General features: G+C 78.0%; 15 protein-coding genes. 4 read left to right on the forward strand and 11 right to left on the reverse strand.

Translation table 11 applies throughout. From position 1 onward, the window contains the following. Window position 1 precedes the first annotated feature (1 nt). Window positions 2-646 (forward strand): TetR/AcrR family transcriptional regulator, encoded by a 645-nt coding sequence (locus tag H030_RS31325; RefSeq protein WP_051222362.1) that lies wholly within the window; start codon window positions 2-4, stop codon window positions 644-646. A gap of 82 nt (window positions 647-728) precedes the next feature. Next, window positions 729-3,503, forward strand: a complete 2,775-nt coding sequence (locus H030_RS36910; protein ID WP_051222363.1) for an FG-GAP-like repeat-containing protein — start codon at window positions 729-731, stop codon at window positions 3,501-3,503. A gap of 15 nt (window positions 3,504-3,518) precedes the next feature. Here the strand turns inward: H030_RS36910 and H030_RS40590 are convergent, their stop codons facing one another. After that, a complete protein-coding gene (locus H030_RS40590) occupies window positions 3,519-4,466 on the reverse strand; it encodes a neutral zinc metallopeptidase (RefSeq protein WP_081690703.1) in 948 nt (315 codons plus the stop codon). Then, window positions 4,405-6,957 (reverse strand): DUF11 domain-containing protein, encoded by a 2,553-nt coding sequence (locus tag H030_RS0111470; RefSeq protein ID WP_027006214.1) that lies wholly within the window; start codon window positions 6,955-6,957, stop codon window positions 4,405-4,407. Before H030_RS0111470 ends, H030_RS40590 begins: the two co-directional genes overlap by 62 nt. A gap of 111 nt (window positions 6,958-7,068) precedes the next feature. Here H030_RS0111470 and H030_RS0111475 point away from each other — a divergent pair, with 111 nt between their 5' ends. Beyond that, window positions 7,069-7,419: a hypothetical protein gene (locus tag H030_RS0111475; protein WP_155891981.1), complete on the forward strand. Its 351-nt coding sequence runs from the start codon at window positions 7,069-7,071 to the stop codon at window positions 7,417-7,419. A 6-nt stretch (window positions 7,420-7,425) separates the two neighbouring features. Here the strand turns inward: H030_RS0111475 and H030_RS0111480 are convergent, their stop codons facing one another. From H030_RS0111480 to H030_RS0111495, 4 genes are read right to left on the reverse strand one after another with little or no spacing between them, the layout of a single operon-like run. Then, entirely contained in the window at window positions 7,426-8,988 is a 1,563-nt protein-coding gene (locus H030_RS0111480) for a metallophosphoesterase (protein WP_027006216.1), read from the reverse strand. Continuing rightward, window positions 8,985-11,285 (reverse strand): FtsX-like permease family protein, encoded by a 2,301-nt coding sequence (locus H030_RS0111485; RefSeq protein WP_027006217.1) that lies wholly within the window; start codon window positions 11,283-11,285, stop codon window positions 8,985-8,987. The genes H030_RS0111480 and H030_RS0111485 overlap by 4 nt, the downstream gene beginning before the upstream one ends. After that, window positions 11,282-12,022: an ABC transporter ATP-binding protein gene (locus tag H030_RS0111490; RefSeq protein ID WP_027006218.1), complete on the reverse strand. Its 741-nt coding sequence runs from the start codon at window positions 12,020-12,022 to the stop codon at window positions 11,282-11,284. Before H030_RS0111490 ends, H030_RS0111485 begins: the two co-directional genes overlap by 4 nt. A gap of 43 nt (window positions 12,023-12,065) precedes the next feature. Next, on the reverse strand, window positions 12,066-13,418 hold the full coding sequence (locus tag H030_RS0111495) for a hypothetical protein (protein WP_027006219.1): 1,353 nt from the start codon (window positions 13,416-13,418) through the stop codon (window positions 12,066-12,068). Between H030_RS0111495 and H030_RS38395 the strand changes: the two genes are divergently transcribed. Next, on the forward strand, window positions 13,379-13,867 hold the full coding sequence (locus H030_RS38395) for a hypothetical protein (RefSeq protein WP_155891982.1): 489 nt from the start codon (window positions 13,379-13,381) through the stop codon (window positions 13,865-13,867). The two genes, H030_RS0111495 and H030_RS38395, sit on opposite strands and share 40 nt — an antisense overlap. On the opposite strand, the gene H030_RS0111505 is transcribed toward H030_RS38395, so the two are convergent. From H030_RS0111505 to H030_RS39040, 5 genes are read right to left on the reverse strand one after another with little or no spacing between them, the layout of a single operon-like run. After that, window positions 13,767-14,249 carry a hypothetical protein gene (locus H030_RS0111505; RefSeq protein ID WP_027006221.1) on the reverse strand — a complete coding sequence of 161 codons (483 nt, stop codon included), beginning with the start codon at window positions 14,247-14,249 and terminating at the stop codon, window positions 13,767-13,769. The two genes, H030_RS38395 and H030_RS0111505, sit on opposite strands and share 101 nt — an antisense overlap. Next, on the reverse strand, window positions 14,246-15,475 hold the full coding sequence (locus tag H030_RS0111510) for a molybdopterin-dependent oxidoreductase (protein ID WP_027006222.1): 1,230 nt from the start codon (window positions 15,473-15,475) through the stop codon (window positions 14,246-14,248). Before H030_RS0111510 ends, H030_RS0111505 begins: the two co-directional genes overlap by 4 nt. After that, entirely contained in the window at window positions 15,472-16,137 is a 666-nt protein-coding gene (locus H030_RS31340; protein WP_051222365.1) for a class I SAM-dependent methyltransferase, read from the reverse strand. The genes H030_RS0111510 and H030_RS31340 overlap by 4 nt, the downstream gene beginning before the upstream one ends. Beyond that, on the reverse strand, window positions 16,134-16,769 hold the full coding sequence (locus H030_RS39035; protein WP_035126123.1) for a TIGR04282 family arsenosugar biosynthesis glycosyltransferase: 636 nt from the start codon (window positions 16,767-16,769) through the stop codon (window positions 16,134-16,136). The genes H030_RS31340 and H030_RS39035 overlap by 4 nt, the downstream gene beginning before the upstream one ends. Then, window positions 16,766-17,410, reverse strand: a complete 645-nt coding sequence (locus H030_RS39040) for a glycosyltransferase family 2 protein (protein WP_035126124.1) — start codon at window positions 17,408-17,410, stop codon at window positions 16,766-16,768. Before H030_RS39040 ends, H030_RS39035 begins: the two co-directional genes overlap by 4 nt. Between the last annotated feature and the right edge of the window lie 15 nt (window positions 17,411-17,425).

Genomic DNA, 17,425 nt, shown 5'->3' on the forward strand with positions numbered 1-17,425 from the left:
CGTGAGCCCGGCGCCGACCACCACCAAGAAGGCGAAGGCCCGCCGCCCGCTGCGGCGCGACGCGGCCGAGAACCGCGACCGCCTGCTCGCGGCGGCCGCCGAGGTCTTCGACACCCAGGGCCTGGACGCCAGCGTGACGGAGATCGCGCGCGTCGCGGGCGTCGGGATGGGCACGCTCTACCGGCGCTTCCCGACCAAGGCGGCGCTGGTCGAGGCGCTCGTCCACGAGGTCCTCGACGCGACGGTCACGCTCGCGCAGGAGGCGTCGCAGCACACCGACGGCACCGGGCTGGAGCGCTTCCTGGAGGCGTCGTGCGCCTACCAGGCCGAGCATCCCGGGCTGCTCGCGCGGCTGTGGACGACCGACCACGCGATGGTCAAGACCGCACGACGGCTGATCGCCGCGCTGCTGGCCGAGGCCCAGGACCACGGGCGCATCCGCCGCGACATCACCAACACCGATCTGACGATCGCGCTCTTCGGCATCCGCGGCGTGCTCGAGGCGACGCGTCCCGAGGCGCCCGACGCCTGGCGCCGCCACCTCGAGCTGCTGATCGCCGGCCTGCGGCCCGGCGGCGACGCGCTCCAGCACCCACCGGTCAGCCAGGCGCGGATCGACAAGCTGCTGACGCTCGCCGACAAGTAGGCGCGGGCGCGCGCCGCGCGTCTTCGGGATGCGGAGCGCTGTGCGTTCCACACTGGTTTTCGTCGTGTTCTAAGGTCGGCCGATGCGAAGCCGCACCGGTCCCTGGCGGAGCGCGGCGCTGGCGGTGGGCCTGGTCGCGTTGGCGACCGCCGCGCCCGCAGCGCACGCGCTGACGGAAGGCGCGGAGGTGGACCTGGCCTCGCAGTTCCACACGCGGATCGACGGGGCGAGCGTCAGGATCGGCAGGACCGTCGCGGGCTCGCAGGGCGGGGCCGCGGTCGCGGGCGCGGGTGACGTCAACGGCGACGGCGTCCCCGACACGATCGTCGGCGCGCCGCAGGGTGGCCCGAACACGGCCGGCGCGGCCTTCGTCGTCTTCGGCCCGGCCGCGCCGGGGACCGTCGACCTCGCGACGCTGGTGGCCGACGGCAGGGGGATCGAGATCGACGCCGCGAGCGCCGGCGGCAGCGCACTCGCAGGGTCCTCGGTGGCCGGTGCTGGCGACGTCAACGGCGACGGCTACGGCGACGTGATCGTCGGCGCGCCGTTCGCCGGAGCGACGGGCAGGACGACGGGCGAGGCCTACATCATCTTCGGCCGCCCGGGCGCGGCGCTCGTCAACCTCGCCCAGGCGGGCGACGACCGGATCGTCCTGCAGGGCGCGGCCGCGGGGAGCCGGGCGGGCCACGCGGTCGCCGGGATCGGCGACGTCAACGGCGACGGGCTCGCCGACGTGCTCGTCGGCGCGCCGCAGGCGTCGCGGGCGCTGCCCGGCCACGCCTACGTCGTCTTCGGCCGCGCGAGCGCGCAGCCCGTCGCGCTCGGAGCGCTGGGCGCGGGCGGCGTGACGATCGACGGCGTCGCGGGCGACCAGGCGGGGTTCGCGGTCGGCGCCGCCGCGGACGTGGACGGCGACGGGCGGCCGGACGTCGTGGTCGGCGCGCCGGGCGCGGCGCCCGGCGGCAGGACCGGCGCGGGGTCGGCCTACATCTTGCTCACCCGTCCCGGGACGACCACGGTGGACCTCGCGGCGCTGCCCGCGGGCGACGTCCGGATCGACGGCGCGGCCGCCGACGACGGCGCCGGGCGCAGCGTCGCCGGCGCGGGTGACGTGGACGGCGACGGCCACGCCGACGTGCTCGTGGGCGCGCCGTTCGCCGATCCGGACGTGCGCGGCTCGGCCGGTGCGGCCTACGTCGTGCGCGGTGGCGGCGCGGGCGGTGGCGCGGTCGCGCTCGGGGACGCGGGCGCGGTGCTGACGCGGATCGACGGCGCGGTCGCCGGCGACGAGGCCGGGGCCGCGGTGGCCGGTCCGGGCGACGTCAACGGCGACGGCGTCCCGGACGTCCTGGCCGGCGCGCCCGGCGCCGATCCCGGCGGGCGCTCGGGCGCGGGTGCGGCGTACGTCGTGCTCGGCGCGGGCAGGCAGGCGCGCACCGTCGACCTCGCGAGCGACCTGGGGCGCGTCGTCCCGCTCGACGGCGGCGCCGCGAGCGACTCGGCCGGCCGCTCCGTCGGCGGCGCGGGCGACGTCACCGGCGACGGCCTCCCCGACGTCCTGGTCGGCGCGCCGGGGGCCGACCGGCCGGACATCCGGGACGCGGGCGCGGCCTACGTGCTCGCCGCGCGGCCCGCGGACCTCGCCGTGTCGGTGGCGGCGTCGCCGGCCCAGGCGGCGGTCGGCGACCCGGTCGAGGTGTCGGTCGCCGCGGTCAACAACGGCCCCGACGACGCGCCCGGGGCGCAGCTGGTCGTCACGCTCGAGCCCGGCTTCACCGTCGACAGCTATGACATCAGCCAGGGCACGTGCACCCAGGTCGGCCGGCAGCTGCGCTGCGCGCTCGGCACGCTGCGCGCGGGCGGCGGCGCGCTGCTGCTCCTGCGCGGGACGGTGGGGGCGGGGACGACCGGGACGCTCGCCGAGGCCACGGCGACCTCGGCGTTCGCGCCGGACGTCGTCACGGCCAACGACCGCGCCGCGGCGGTCGTCGCGGTGTCTGGCGGCAGCGGCCCGGAACCGGCGCCGAGTCCCGCACCTGCGCCGGCGCCCGCTCCCGCCCCGAGCCCGGGGACGCCGCCGAGCCGGCTGGTCGTGACCAAGCGCGTCGTGCAGGACGCCGCGTTCGTCGGCGAGCCGTTGGACTACGACGTGACGATCCGCAACGACGGCGGTCAGCGCAGCGAAGCGATCAGGCTCACCGATCTCTTCTCGGCGCTGGTGCACGTCGTCGCCGTCGCGGGCGACGGCGCGCGCTGCACGACGGGCCGCCCGATCGCCTGCGCGCTCCCCGCGCTCGCGCCGGGCGCGTCGGCGACGCTCCACGTCCGGGTCGTGCCGCAGCGCGGCGGCCGCCTCGCCAACGTCGCGGGCGTCCTCGGCTCGGGCGCGGCGACCGCCGCGGCGCCGAGCAACGCCACGGCGGCGATCACCGTCGGCCCGCGCCGCGCGCGGCTCGCGCTCGCGCTGCGCGGGCCGTCCGGCCGGATCCGGCCCGGCGCGCGCGTCGCCTTCCACGCGACGGTCGCCGCCGGCCAGGCGGTCAACGCCCGCGCGCTGGTGCTCTGCGCCCGGCTCCCGGACGGGTGGCGGCCGCTGCCCGGCGGCGGCGTGCGCGTGCGCGCCGGCCGCCCCTGCTGGGCGACCGCGCAGCTGCTCGCGGGCCGCGCGCGGCGGCTGACGATCGCGGCGCGCGTCCCCCGCGGCTACGGCGGCGGGCGCTACACGACGCGCGCCACCGCGGTCGCGGCCAACGCGCCGGCCGCCCGCGCCCGGGCGAGCAGCCGCGTGGCCGAGGTCCCGCACCCGTGCGCGAGCAGCGCCCGGGCGGGAGGACCGGTCGCGCACGCGGCGTGCTGAGCCGCGCCGTGGAGCTCAGGGCTGCGCCGGCGTCGTGCCGGTCCCCGGCGGCACGTAGGTGGTCAGGTAGCGGCTGCAGGTTCTGGCCTGCGTCGTCCGGAAGCCGGTGTCGAACGCCCTGCGCCGCTCGGCGGGCGTGCCGTGGTGCTGCGGGTCGTCGTAGGCGCGGTCCCCGACGGCCTGGGCGGTGGTCCAACCGACCCTCAGCGCCCGCGGCGGGATGTTGACGGTGCGCGCGACGTGGCGGGCGAAGACCCCGGCGGCGCAGTCGGCGGTCAGCTCGAAGTTCTTGGTGGGGTTGGTCGGGTTGTACTGGTGGGTGCCGACCAGCTCGCCGAGCCCGTGGGCGTACTCGTGGGCGACGATGAACGTCAGCCCCATGTCACCGCGCTTCCTGGCAGGCGGCGCCTCGTAGCCCGCCGGGGCCGGGAGGATCTGGTTGCGCCAGACCTCGCCCGCCAGACGGCGCCCGACGTAGATGGTGTTGTCGGCCGGGCAGTAGAACGCCGAGTCCTGGTCGGCGGTCTCGTGGCAGGCGGTCGCGATCCGCTGGCCCTTGCGCGGCCAGACGTGCCGGACGTCGGGGGCGCCGTAGCCCTGGGCCTTGGCGATCGGGTCCAGTAGGCCTTGAGGTCCTTGGCGATCGTGCCCATGAAGCTCACGACGCGCCGGTCGATCTGACGCTCGGACCTCGCGTCGGGGGCGAGCAGGGAGCGCGGGAACTGGTCGCCGACCCCGTTGGTCACGGTCGGCGTCGTCAGCGCGATGCCGGGCTCGGAGGTCGCGGACGTTCCGCGCCCGCCGTCGTCGCCGCCGCCCGCGAGGATCACGACCCCGCCCGCGGCCAGCGCGAGCGCGGCAGCGACGGCAACCACGACCCGAGCGCGCATCGATCCCTCCGTCAGCCGAGGCCCGACGGCGGCGGGACGGGGCGGATCGCGACGCTGCGCGCCGCCCGGACAGTGGCGGTGCCGGTCGCGCGGGCGGTCGCGACGTTGCGGGCGCGCCCCGGCGCGACGGCCCGGACGCGCACGGTGAACGACCGCGCGGCGCCGCTCGCCAGGCTCGGCAGCGACCAGCAGGTCGACCGGCCGGCGCGGCGGCCGCCCGGCGCCGAGAGCAGGTGGAGCGCGCGGGGCAGGCGGTCGCAGACCCGGACGGCGGTGGCCGGGTCGGGGCCGAGCGACCGGACGGCGATCCGGAAGCGCACGGTGTCGCCGACCCGCACCTGCGTGCGGTCGGCGGTCTTGGCGATGCTCAGCGCCGCGCCGCCGACGACTCGGACGAGCGCGCGCGACGCGCGGTCGCCGAGCGGGCCGGACGACGGGACGGCGGCGACCGTGTTGACCGCGTTGCCCGGGCGCAGGAACCGCACCTGCGCGGTCACCCGGACCGTCGCGCCGGGCGCGAGGTCGCCGAGCCGGCACGTGACGGCGCCGAGCAGCCGTGAGCAGTCGTGGCCGCCCGCGTCGATGTGGCCGACGACGTGGCGGGCCGACATCGTGTCGACGATCCGGACGTCGTGGGCGACCGCGCCGCCGCCGTTGTGGACGGTGATGACGTAGTCGACGGTCGCGCCGGTGCGCGCGCTGCGCTGCGCGGCCCGCTTGGTGACGACCAGCCGGACGTCGGAGGCCGACACCGGCTGGGCGGGGTCGCCGGGCCCGACGATCTCGACCGGCGCGCTCGCGCGGTCGTTGGACGGGTCGGTGTCCGGGTCGGAGGTGGTGACGACCGCGGCGTTGCGGACGGTCCCCGCCGCGGTGCCCGGGGCGCTCCGGGTGTCGACGGTGATCTGGGTGCTCGCGCCGGCGGCGAGCGGGCCGAGCGCGCAGCGCACGCTCGCGATCGCCTGCGTGCACGAGCCGGTGGCGGGGCGGACCGCGGTGACGCCGAGCTTGGGCGGGAGCTGATCGGTGAGGATCACGTTGCGGGCGTCGCCCGGGCCGTTGTTGGTGACGACGAGGACGAAGCTCGTCGGGTCGCCCGCGGCGATCCGGGCCGGGTCGGCGACCTTGCGCACCGCGACGTCGACGGAGCGGACCGGGTCCACGGGGTCCTCGGCGACGGGCGGGTCGGTGACCTCCGGGCCGTCGAGCTGCGCGCGGTTGACGACGTGGTCGGCGATGTCGGGGGCCAGCTGGACGACCACCGACAGCAGCGGCAGCCGGGCGCCCGGCCGTTGCGGCTGCCGCAGCGAGGCGGCGAACGTGCAGCGGAGGGTGTGGGTCCCGACGATCGTGGCGCCGCAGTCCCAGCCGCTGCCGTGCGGTGGCTCGGCGACGGTCATCCCGGGCGGCAGGCGGTCGCTGACGGTCACGGGCGCGTAGGCGACGCCGCCGTCGGGCGCGAGCGCCGCCTGCAGGTCGAAGCTGCCGCGCCCGCCCGCGTGCATCGGGGCGGGGTGGGTCTTGGCCAGCGTGTAGCGGGGGAGGGCGTCGACCGTCTCGACGCGCAACGTGCGGATCTCGTGGATGTTGGTGCCGTTGCCGGTCGAGGACCCGAAGCCGAACTCGAAGGTCGGCGGCGGGTCCGGCGGCAGCGGCGCGTCGAGGACCTGGACGAACGTGCCGTTGTTGTTCATGTCGGCGAAGAGCCGCACGTGCGCGCTCGGGTTCGGGGTCCCGTCGGGCCGGCCGAGCGGGTCGACCTCGAGCCGGAACGTGTGGCCGACGCCCGGCGCCGTGCGGGTCGTCGCGTCGGGCTGATCCAGGACGCCGGGCGCGGCGGTGCGACCGAGGACGCAGTAGCCCTGCATCCAGTCCGAGCCCGGCACGCCGGGGCCGCGCAGCGTGATGTAGTTGGGGTGGATGTTGCGGTCGACGCGGTCGGCGCACCCGTAGCCGCGCGCCTCGCGGTCGTTGGCGAAGTTGCCGAACTCGTCGATCCCGACGCCGAGGTAACCGCCCGGGACCCCGGGGACGTCCGGGACGGTCGCCTCGAAGTCGAACGACTTCTGCGCGTACCCGAGGCTGCCGCCGAAGGCCCCGGGGCGGTCGGCGCCCACGTCGCCGTCGGCGAGGAACAGCGAGATCCCGTCGGCCGCGCCGTAGCCGGGCACGCGCGTGCCGTTGTAGGCGAACGCGGTGAACGTGAGGCGCAGGCCGGACGTGAACGGGAAGACATGCCGATAGATCGCGAAGCCGGAGCGGTCGTGGCCGTTGTCGGTCAGCCGCAGCGTCCCCGCGCCGTAGGGATCGCCGCCGGCCGGGATCGACGGCTGGCCCGCCGCGCAGCCCGTGACGTTGGCCTGGGCGGTGTCGGTCGAGGCGGTCAGGCACGGGGTGAAGCTCCCGCCGACGCGCAGGGGCGCCGCGGCGGTGGGGCCCGTGAAGCTCTCGTCGACGAGGACGTCGGCCCGGGCGACCGGAGCGCCCGTGACGGCGCCGAGCCCGACCGCGACGAGCCACAGCCATGCCCGCGCGCGGCGGGCGGGATGCGGCACGGGTGCCATGGGAGCATCCACCGTCGCGCCGCGACGGATGAGCGTTGCTCACCCCGGCGGGGTGATCCCGGCGGGCGCACGCCGGGTTCGCGGGCCGGCGCGGGCGGGCATCCCGTCGCCATGGGTTCCGAGAGCGGTGTGGGGTTGGACTGGCGGCAGGCCTCGGTGCGCGGCGGGAGGCTGACGCTGCCGTTGAGCGAGAAGGCGTCCAAGGACTGGGTGGCGGAGGTCGAGGCGGTGCTGGGGCGGCTCGCCCCGGACGCCGGGGTCGAGGTCGGGCGCGAGCAGCTCGTCGTGGCCGTCGTCGCCGGCGAGGAGGGCGACACCCGGCACCTGCTGGAGTCCGCGGTGCTCGAGGCCAACTCGCGGCTGTCCGCCGGTGACGACGACGGATCCGGCGGCGAGGAGCGCGACGCGCAGGACGCGGCGCTGACCGAGACGTTTCGCGCGTTCGCGCCGCCGGAGGCGTAGCGCCGGTCAGACCGTGTCGCCCGCGCCCAGCCGCCCGGCCGCCGCGGCGGGCGGCAGCGCGCGCGGGGTCGCGGGACGGCGCGGCGCGCGCGGGCGCCGGCCGGCGGGCAGGTGCAGGCGGACGTTGCGGTCGGCGTGGGTGCCGGCCGCGCCCGCCGGGCGGCCGCCCTGCGGGTCCAGGAACGCGAGGTCGCGCGCGATGCCCGCGAGCGAGGACTCGTCGTTGGGCCGGCCGGTGTGGTCGGCCATCCAGGTCTCGAGCGCGACGCCGCCCCCGGCCGTCTGCACCAGGCGCAGCGCCCGCCACTGCTGCGGCCAGTCGACGATCGACGCGCTCGTGATCAGCCAGTAGCCGCCCGCCCGCGAGCGCCGCGGCACGATCGCGTTGCGGTGCGTGTGGCCGGCGAGGACCGCGACGACGCGCGGGTCGGCGTCGAGGACGTCGTAGACCGACGCGCCGCCACGCGTGCCCTCCAGCGGCTGGTGGACGGCGACCAGGATGTAGGTGTCGCCCGCCGCGGCCAGCGCGGCCTGCAGCGCGGCGAGCGTCGCGGGGGTGACGAGGCCGTCGGAGCCGGCGTCGCGCCGCACGAGGTCGAGAACGATGACTTGGAGGCGATCGCCCGCCGGGAACATGTAGTCCAACGGCGCGCCGCCGCCGTGGCCGGGGCGCAGGCGCGCCACGACGTCGGCCGCGCCGAGCTGCGTGCGCGCGGCGTCGGGCGCGACCCGGATCGCGTCGCCGTCCAGGCCCGCGGCCAGCAGGCGGTCGATCTCGGCGCGGCTCAGCGTCACCCCGCGCAGCTCCTCCAGCAGCGCCTGCGACGGCGTGACGAGCAGGCGGTCGCCAGTCGCGGCGGCGCGCGTCCGGGTGCTCGGCGCGACCTCGCCCTGGACCAAGATGTCGTGGTTGCCGAGCACCGCGTGCCAGGGCGCGTGCAGCCCGGGGCTGCGCAGCGGCGCGGTCGCGCGCGCCAGCAGGCCGGGGTGGCGCGGCGCGTCGACGTCGGGCCGGTAGTACAGGGGGTCGGCGATCGAGGCTTGTTGTACGCCTTGGTAGCCGGGCGCGCCGGAGTCGGTCCGGACCGTCCCGCCGCGCAGCAGCGTCAGCGCCCACTCCAGCTCGTTGCGCTGGGCGGAGTCGACGAGGTCGCCGGTGACCAGGACCGCGTCCGGCCGCGCGGTGTTGACCGCGGCGACCGTCGCGGCGACCGCGTGCGCGGTCAGCGCCTCGTGCCAGCGGAACGCCGAGCCCAGCCTTGGGCCGAGGCGGTCCAGGAACGCGACGCGGCCCGGCGACTGCGCGTCGCGCACGTGCAGGTCGGAGACCTGCGCGAGCGTTGTCAGCACGCGGCCGGCCCGGGCGCGCGGCGCCAGCTCGGTGCGGTCCAGCAGCGGGACGCCGGGCCCGGCGCTCAGGAGGCCGTCGCCGTCGGGGTCGACGAGCGTGCGCGCCAGCGTCGAGCCCGGGAGCGCGGCGCCGCCGCGCGAGCCCGCGCCGCCGCAGCCCGCCAGCAGCGCCGCCGCGGCGGCACCGGTCAGCAGCTCGCGGCGCGTGCGCGGCCTCACGCCTCCTCCCGCAGGCCCGCGACGACCGGCTCGCGCGCCAGGCGCCGGGCGGTCAGCGCCGCGGCCAGCCCCGCGAGCGCCAGCAACGCGGCGCCCACCGCGGCGACCTGCGCGGCCGACGCGCCCAGCGGCAGGTCCGCGTAGCCGGAGGCGAGCCGGGCGACGAGCGGCGCCAGGACCAAGGCCTCCAACAAGACCGCGACGACCAGCGCCGGGAGCGCGACCGCCGCCGCGGCCCCGCCGAGCAGGCGCCGCAGCGCGCGGCCGTCGGCCCCGACCGCGCGCAGCGTCGCGACCGCGCCGCGGCGCTCCCGCGCGGTCAGCGCCAGCGCGCTGACCAGCGCGTGCAGGCAGACGAGCGCGACGCTGAGCGCGACCACGCGCAGCAGCGACGCGAGCACGCCGAGCAGCGCGCCGCTGTCGCCGGTCGCGCCGCGCACCGGGTCGGCGGTCGCGCCGAGGGCGCGCAGGCCCGCGGCGATCCGCGCGCGGTTCGCGCCGCGCGCCAGGCGCAGGACGACCGGCCCGGAGAGCTCGGCGCCCGCGGCGTCCAGGCGGTCCGGCTGCACGTAGGCGACGCGGCCCTCGTCCTGCAGCGCGCGGACGATCCCGACGACGCGGAAGCGCGCCTCGTGCGGTGCCTGCGGCTGGATCGCGAGCGTCGAGCCGACCCGCAGGCCCAGCGCGTCAGCCAGTCCTACACCCACCTCCGCCTCGCCCGGGCCGCGCACGCGCCGCCCGGCCGCCAGCGGCGGCGCCTCGAACCGCGTGTGGTCGCCGGGGTAGGCGACGACGGTCAGCGGCGAGCCGAGCAGCGACGCGCTCACCGCCGGGATCGAGACGCGCTGCGCCGCCGCGGTCACGCCGGGCAGCGCGGCGACCGCGTCGGCGTCGCCCGCCGGCAGCCGTGCGGTCAGCTGGTACTTCTTGCCCAGCGTCGCGGGGTCGTCGCGCAGTGCCTCCAGCGTCGAGGCCAAGGCCAACAACAACAGGATCACCGCGGTCGCGGCGCCGAGGACCGCGACGATCGACGCCAACCGCGCGCGCCGCGCCGCGACCAGCTGCGCGCCCAGCGCGACGAGCCCGCCGCGCCCGCCGCCGCCCGGCCCGCGGCCCTCCACGACGTCGCCGCCGCCGCGCAGCAGCGCGGCCGGCGCGCGCCGCGCCGCGCGCCAGGCCGGGAGCGCCGCGCAGGCGGCGACCAGCGCGATCGCGGCGACCTCGACCGCGCCGAGCAGCAGCGCGAGCGCACCCCACGACGGCGCCAGCTCGTTCAAGGACGACAACACGCCGCCGGCCGGGCCGCGCGCGAGCAGCGCGCCCGCGGCCAGCCCGAGCGCCGCGGCCGGGGCGCACACGAGCGCGCCGCGCGCGGCGTGGGTCGCGACGATCGCCCGCGGCGAGGCGCCCAGCGCGCGCGTCAGCCCGATCCGGTCCAGCGACCGCTGCACCTCGGACTGCGCGCCCGCCGCCAGCAGGACGCCGGCCAGCCCGGCGGCCACGATCCCGAAGGCCACCAACAACGCGACGACGATCCCGGCGGCCTGGCCGATCAGCGTCCGGACGCCGTCGCGCGTCAAGAAGCGCAGGCCGGTCAGCCCGAACGACGACTGCCGCGCGGCGGAGATCAGGACGTCCGCGCGCGCCGGGTCGCGCGCCCACAGGGCCACCATGTCGACCGGGAACGCGTCGCCCGGCCGCGCGCCGAAGCGCGCCAGCAGCGCCTCGCTGCTCGCCGTGACGCGCGCGGTCTTCGCGACCGGGAACGCGACGTTGTCGGGCTGGACGGCGATCCCGACCACGCGCATCGCGCCGAGGCGCCCGACGCGCAGCTCGTCGCCGACGCCCACGTTCCACGCGCGCGCGAGGCCGCGCTCGATCACGACGCCGCCGGTGTCGGACGCGCGCACGTCGCGGCCCGCGACGATCGCGTAGCCGCGCCGCCGTCCGGCCGGGACGACCTGCAGGACGCCCTGGCCCGTCGCGTGGCCGGGCGCGCGCAGGCGGAGCCCCGTGCGCTCGAAGCGGTAGGACGCGGCCGCGAGGTTCGGCAGCGCGCCGACGGTCCGGCGCACGGCCGCGGGGTCGCGCGCGTCGAAGCGGGCGACGACCGTCGGCAGGTCGGCGCGGTCGGCCGCGCGGTCGAACCCGGTCGAGAGCGAGAAGGCGACGGTCAGCGCGACGCCGAGCACGAGCCCGGCGGCCGCGATCCCGAGCGCGGTCAGCAGCGTCCGGCCCGGCTGCGCGCGCAGCGACGTCCCCGCCGCCCGGACCGCGAACCGCGCCGAGCCGCTCATCCCGTCGCGTGGACCTCGACGCCACCGTCGCGCTGCGCGGTCAGCTCGCCGTCCTCCAGGCGCAGGACGCGGTCGGCGCGGGCGGTCGCCTCGGCCTGGTGGGTGACCATCACGACCGCGCGCCCCTCGCCGGCCGCCGCGCGCAGGAGGTCGAGGACGAGCGCGCCGGCGGCGGCGTCGAGGTTGCCGATCGGCTCGTCGGCGAGGATCAGCGGCGGGTCGGCGATCAGCGCGCGGGCCAGCGCGAAGCGCTGCTGCTCGCCGCCGGAGAGCTGGTGGGGCCGCAGCGCGGCGACGTCGGCGAGGCCGAGCTGCTCGATCAGCGCGCGGCCGCGCGCGGTGAGGCGGCGTGCATCGGCGCCCGGCAGCGTCGCGGGCAGCAGGACGTTGGCCGCGCCGTCGAGCTCGGGCAGCAGGTGGAAGAACTGGAAGACGAAGCCGATCGCCTCGCGCCGCAGCGCGCTCAGCGCCCGCTCGCCCGGCCCGCCGCCGGGCGCCGCGACCCAGCGCCCGGCGACCTCGACGGTCCCGGCGTCCGGCCGGTCCAACCCGCCGAGCAGCTGCAACATGGTGGACTTGCCCGAGCCCGAGCGGCCGACGATCGCCACCAGCTCCCCGGGCGCGACGTCGAGGTCGGCGCCGTCGAGGATCCGCCGCTCCGCGCGCCCCGACCCGTGGACCTTGACCAGGCCGCGCGCGCGGAGGACCGCGTCGGGGGTGGGGCGGGTGGGCGTCATGCCGCACGCCCAGTGTGACCGCTGCACGCCGCGGCCACGCCGGTCACCAGACCGTGCCGGTCAGGAGCTGGACGGCGAGCGCCTCGGCCGCCAGCGCGGCGAGCAGCGGGGTGAGGCGGCGGACGTGCGGCGCCGCGGCGACGCACGCGAGCGGGACGAGGAACAGCCAGATGCGCTCGGTCTCGGCCTTCGTGAAGCCGCCGCCCGCGGCGACGGCGATGACGATCGCGGTGGCCAGGCCGGTCGCGCGCGCGGCGGTCGCCGAGCGCAGCGCGCAGGCCACGAGCGGCGGGCCGAGCAGGACGCCCCAGGCGACCGGCGAGCCGAAGGCCCAGAACCACAGCGGCCGGCGCTGGGCGACCGAGGCGCGGTAGACCTGCTCGGTCGCGCGCAGCGTGCCGATCGGGTCATAGCCGGTGGCGGCGGCCAAGATGATGTTGAACACGAGGAGCGCGCCGGCGCAGGCGGCGGCGAGGATCAGCGCGGCGCGCATGCCCTCGCGGCGCCAGACGACGACCGCGGCCCACGCGCCGACGGCCAGCAGCGCCCAGCTCAGGAACGCGCTCAGCGCCAGCGCGACCGCGCCGACCGCGCGCGTGCGCGGGGTCACGAGCAGCAGCGCGGTCGCGGTCCCGCAGGCGGCGAAGACCGCGTCGTAGGAGGTGAAGCCGAACAGCAGGACGACCGGCGAGAGCGCGCAGAGCGCGCCGGCCACGCGGCCCGCGTGCTCGCCGTCGAGCGTGCGGCCGAGGCGGTGGGCCAGCGGCGCGCACGCGGCGGCCGCGAACATGCAGAGCGCTGCGAGGCCCTGCGCGGTCCGGACCCCGAGCAGGTCCATCAACAACAGCGGCCCGGGCGGGTGGCCGGCGACGTTGACCGGCTGCGACGGGACCAGCTCGGCGAAGCGGTCGAGGTAGAAGCCGGTCCCGTAGCTCAGCGTGGGCAGGCCGGGCAGGTACTCGTTGCGGGCCTCGAACGAGCCGTGCGGGCCGAGGTCGAAGATCGCCCACCACCCGTGCACGCCCTCGCGCGCGGCGCCGATCGCCAGGCCGAGGCCGAGCGCGACGAGCAGGATGATGATGTCGAACGCCAGCGGCGTGACGCGCGGCGCCGCGACCAGCCGCGGCAGCAGCGCGACCGCGAGCGCCAGCGCGGCGGCGGCGACCAGCGCCGGGCCCAGCTGCGCCTGCGGCGCCCAGCTCGCGACGAACGGCGGCAGCGCGGTGCCGAGCCTTCCGGTCGTGTGGTGGACGATCGCGCCGGTGGCGATCGTCGCGATCGCGACGAAGATGACGATCCACGAAACGCGCCCGTGCAGGCGTTGGCGCGCGGGCGGCGCGGTGCGATCCTCGGCGCGTGCGGCGGTCTCGGCAAGCAGCGTGGTGGGCGGCGTCATGCGCGCTCCTCGCCGGCTGCGGCGGCGCGGAGCTGCCCCCGCCCGCGGGGCCGGCGCACGCCAGCGCGGTCGTCGCTCCGGGACTCCGCGCGGTCGTCGACGGCCGCGTGCGCACGCTGTCGATCCGGGCCGGGAACGCGACGCTCGCCAGCGCGCCCGCCGGCGTCGGACCGGCGCGCGTCGCCTGCGCGAGCGCGCGCCTCTGCTACGTCACCGACCAGCGCGGCGACGCGCTGCTGGTCTTCGCCGTCGGCGACGGCGGCCGCTCGCTGCGCCTGACGCGCCGCGTCTACCTGCCCGGCGGGCCGGACGCGATCGCGGTCGACGCCGCGCGCCACCGGCTGCGCGTCACGACCGATCGGACCCACCGCCTGGCGCTGCTTCCGGCGCACGGCCGCCCGCACGTGCTCGCATGGCTCGCAACGCGTACAACAACAGCGACCCCATGAACAACGCGGCGGTCAGCAGCAGCCAGCGGCGCAGGTAGTCCGGCGGCGCGACGCCGAGCGCGTTGACGACGTTCTGCGGCTGGCGGTCCAGGATCCGCGGGGCGTAGACGAGGAACACGACCCCCGACAGCACGAGCGGCACGCGGATGTGGTTGAGCAGCGGCGCGTGCAGGGTCCGGATCGCGACCGTGTCGAGCGCCGAGTAGGCGGGCAGCAGCACGAGGTCGTGCAGGAGCGCGCCGCCGAGCAGCCACGCCGCGAGGTTCAGCGGCTCGGGCGCGAAGCGCAGTTGGAACGCGCGCGACAGCGCGTAGGCCGTGACGCCCAGCAGCGCCACGTGGCCGAGCAGGTGCAGCGGGCCGGCGCCGTACGCGCGCCTCATGAGAAGTGCAGCTCCCCGACCCACTTCGTGCAGTGCACGCCGGGCAGCGCCGGGACGATGATCCGGGCCGGGTAGCCGTGGTCCAGGGGCAGGTCGATGCCATTGACTTGAAGAGCGAGCAGCGCGCGGTCGTCGTGCAGCTGGTCGTGGCCGAGCGTCGCCTGGCGGAACGCGCCGCGCGGCTGCAGCGACTCGACGAGCACCTGCCGGGCGCCGGGCGCGCCGGCGTGGCGGGCGAGGTCGGCGAGCCGCACGCCGCTCCAGGTCTGCGTCGTCGACCAGCCCTCGACGCACGCGATCGGCAAGTTGTAGGTGTGCTGCGGGAGCGCGAGCAGCGCGGCGCGGCTCAGCTCGGCGGTCGTGCCGTCCGGGCCAGAGAGCTTCAGGCGCCAGTCCGGCCCGACGAGCGCGGGCGTGATCCGCGCGATCGCCGCGGTCTTGTTGACCGGGAAGCCCGCCGGCCCGCTGACGCCCGCGCCGCGCGGCGCGAACAGCGCGACGCGCCGGAAGGCACCGCCGAGCGACTGGCCGGCGGTCGTGACGAGCAGCAGCCCCGACGCGCCGGCGACGGTCGCGAAGAAGCCGCGGCGGCTGATCGTCGCGGGGGCGGGGTCGGGCGCGCGGAGGTGGTCGAGCTGGAGGACCTCGCGGCGCGTGGTCAGCGCGCCCCTGATCGTCGGCGCCTTGAGGCCGAGGTGCAGCAGCACCGCGGCGACCATCACCCACGCGCCGTAGTAGTGCGCGGCCACGAACTTGAAGTGCCACGGGTAGTAGAGCTCGGCGTTGGTGATCCCGGTGGCGAACTGGAACAGCGTGCTGCCGACGAGCACCAGCGCCGACAGGCGCTCCAGGCCCTGCGCGGCGCTCGCGACCGGCGGCCACGCGAACAGGCGCGGGATCACCGACCAGAGCTTCGCGAGCAGGACCGGGACCGCGACGATGCCGATCGTGACATGGAGGCCTTGGGTCAAGGCGTACAACCAGCTCGGCGACGTCGGCCAGCCGATCACGAACAGCTGCAGGTCTTGCCCGGTCGGCAGCTGCGCGTTGCGGCCGAGGTCCGGCTGGTAGGCGGCGTGCGAGAGGAAGCCGGTGACCGCGACGATCGTGATCCCGACCAGGAGCGTGAGGCCGAGGATCGTCGTCAGCCGCGCGCTGCGCAGCGGGCTGCGCCAGAACTCGGGGCGCGCGGGGCCGGGCGGAGGCGTGGCGGGGAGGAGCCTCATGGCGCCAGCTGGGCGAACCAGCGCCCCTCGTCGTCCCAGCTGGCGGCGATGCCGAGCCCGGCCGCGCGCGCGACGGCGGCCAGCGCGTCGATCCCGACGCGTGCCCACGGGAACGGCTCGGACAGCAGGCGGCCGTCGTCGAGCCGCACCGCGGCGCGGGCCAGGCCGGTCCCGGGCGGGTCGGCCTCGACCAAGATGGTGCCCTTGGTCGCGAGCAGCGCGGCGACGCGGCGCAGCAGCGCGACGGGGTCGCCGCCGATGCCGAGGTTGCCGTCGAGCAGCAGCGCCGTCCGCCAGCGCCCGGCGTCCGGGACCGGGCCGAAGACGTTGCCGTGCACGACCGGCGCGCCGCCGGCCCGCGCGGTCGCGACCGCCGCGCGCGAGACGTCGAGGCCGAGCGCCTCGGTGCCGCTCGCCACCAGCGCGCGCACGTGGCGGCCGGGGCCGCAGCCGACGTCGAGGACCGGTCCGGCGGCGCGCGTCAGCAGCCGCAGGTCGGCCCCGCCCGCCGGGCCGAGCCAGCGCGTGACGTCCAGCGGCCAGGCGATCCCGTCGGCAGCGCGAGCGATCAGGGATGCTCTGCCGCCGAGCGCCGCGTCGTAGAGCCGGCCCGCGGGTGCGGCGCGGTCCGGCGCGGCGGTCGGCGGATGCGGCGGCGTCATGCGGTGATGAGGGTGCGGTCGAGGGCGGCCGGGAACGCCGCGCCGGGCGGGCAGGCGGCGGCGACGGCGTGGGCGTCGGCGATCGTGTCGACGTCGCGCAGCTCGGGCAGCAGATCGACCTGTAGGCCTTGGTCGTGCAGGCGCCGCAGCTGCGCGCCGCCGGTGTCCGTCGCGCTCATCGGGACGCCGTGGAAGAGCGCTGCAGACGCGCGCTGCAGGCCGATCGCCCAGTAGCCGCCGTCGGGGGCGAGGCCGAGGACCGCGCCGGTGCGGGCGAGGCGGTCGAGGCCGTCGCGGAGCAGCGCCGGGGTGACCTGCGGCGTGTCCATCCCGACCAGCAGCGCAGGGCCGCCGACGTCGGCGAACGCGCAGGCGAGGCGCTCGTCGAGCCCGCCGCCGCGCTGGGGCAGGACGGCGAAGCCGGGCGGCACCCACGGTCCGGCCACGCCGTCGAGGACCAGCAGGCGGCGCGTGACGCCGGGCGTCGCGGCGACCGCCGCGAGCGTGTCGGCGAGCGCCGCCGCGGCCAGCTGCGCGGCCTCGGCGGGCGTGCACGGCGGGCACAGGCGCGTCTTGACGCGGCCCGCGACCGGTGCCTTGGCCAGGACGATCAGCGCCGGGGCGCCGTTCACGCCAGCACCTTGCGCATGTCGCGGACGGTCCGGGCGGTCCCGCGGACGGTGCCGGTCACCTTCGAGCGCCCGACGCGCGGGAGGTAGGCGACCGGGCGCTCCTCGATCCGCCAGCCCGCGGCGGCCGCGCGGACGACCATCTCCAGCGGCCAGCCGAAGCGGCGGTCGCGCAGGCCCAGGTCCAGCAACGCGGTCCGCCGCGCCGCGCGCATCGGGCCGAGGTCGGTGATCGCGACGCCCGCCCGCCGCCGGACGGCCCGCGCGAGCACCGCGTTGCCGGCGCGCGCGTGGATCGGGAACGCCCCGCGGGCGACCGGCGCACGCGCGCCGAGCACGAGGTCGGCGGTCCCGCCCGCGACGGGCGCGACGACGTCGGGGAGCTCGCGCGGGTCCAGCGAGCCGTCGCAGTCCATGAAGCACACGACCTCGGCGCGCGCGGCGAGCAGCCCGGCGTGGCAGGCCGCGCCGAAGCCGCGGCGCGGCTCGGTCACCACGCGCGCGCCGAGCGCGGCGGCGACCTCGGCCGAGCCGTCGGTCGAGCCGTTGTCGACGACGATCGGCCGGAAGCCCGGCGGCATCCGCTCGAGGACCCAGGGGATCGCGCGCGCCTCGTCGAGCACGGGCAGGATGACGTCGGGCATGGGCCGGACGATCGC

The organism is Conexibacter woesei Iso977N (genome assembly GCF_000424625.1).
In the GTDB taxonomy this organism is placed as follows: Bacteria; Actinomycetota; Thermoleophilia; order Solirubrobacterales; family Solirubrobacteraceae; genus Baekduia; species Baekduia woesei_A.

Bases quoted from the DNA above. Each gene is read 5' to 3' on its own strand.
- H030_RS36910 (WP_051222363.1), top strand. From the start codon at position 729: ATGCGAAGCCGCACCGGTCCCTGGCGGAGCGCGGCGCTGGCGGTGGGC.
- H030_RS0111470 (WP_027006214.1), bottom strand. From the start codon at position 6,957: ATGGCACCCGTGCCGCATCCCGCCCGCCGCGCGCGGGCATGGCTGTGG.
- H030_RS0111475 (WP_155891981.1), top strand. From the start codon at position 7,069: ATGGGTTCCGAGAGCGGTGTGGGGTTGGACTGGCGGCAGGCCTCGGTG.
- H030_RS0111485 (WP_027006217.1), bottom strand. From the start codon at position 11,285: ATGAGCGGCTCGGCGCGGTTCGCGGTCCGGGCGGCGGGGACGTCGCTG.
- H030_RS0111490 (WP_027006218.1), bottom strand. From the start codon at position 12,022: ATGACGCCCACCCGCCCCACCCCCGACGCGGTCCTCCGCGCGCGCGGC.
- H030_RS0111495 (WP_027006219.1), bottom strand. From the start codon at position 13,418: ATGACGCCGCCCACCACGCTGCTTGCCGAGACCGCCGCACGCGCCGAG.
- H030_RS0111505 (WP_027006221.1), bottom strand. From the start codon at position 14,249: ATGAGGCGCGCGTACGGCGCCGGCCCGCTGCACCTGCTCGGCCACGTG.
- H030_RS0111510 (WP_027006222.1), bottom strand. From the start codon at position 15,475: ATGAGGCTCCTCCCCGCCACGCCTCCGCCCGGCCCCGCGCGCCCCGAG.
- H030_RS31340 (WP_051222365.1), bottom strand. From the start codon at position 16,137: ATGACGCCGCCGCATCCGCCGACCGCCGCGCCGGACCGCGCCGCACCC.
- H030_RS39040 (WP_035126124.1), bottom strand. From the start codon at position 17,410: ATGCCCGACGTCATCCTGCCCGTGCTCGACGAGGCGCGCGCGATCCCC.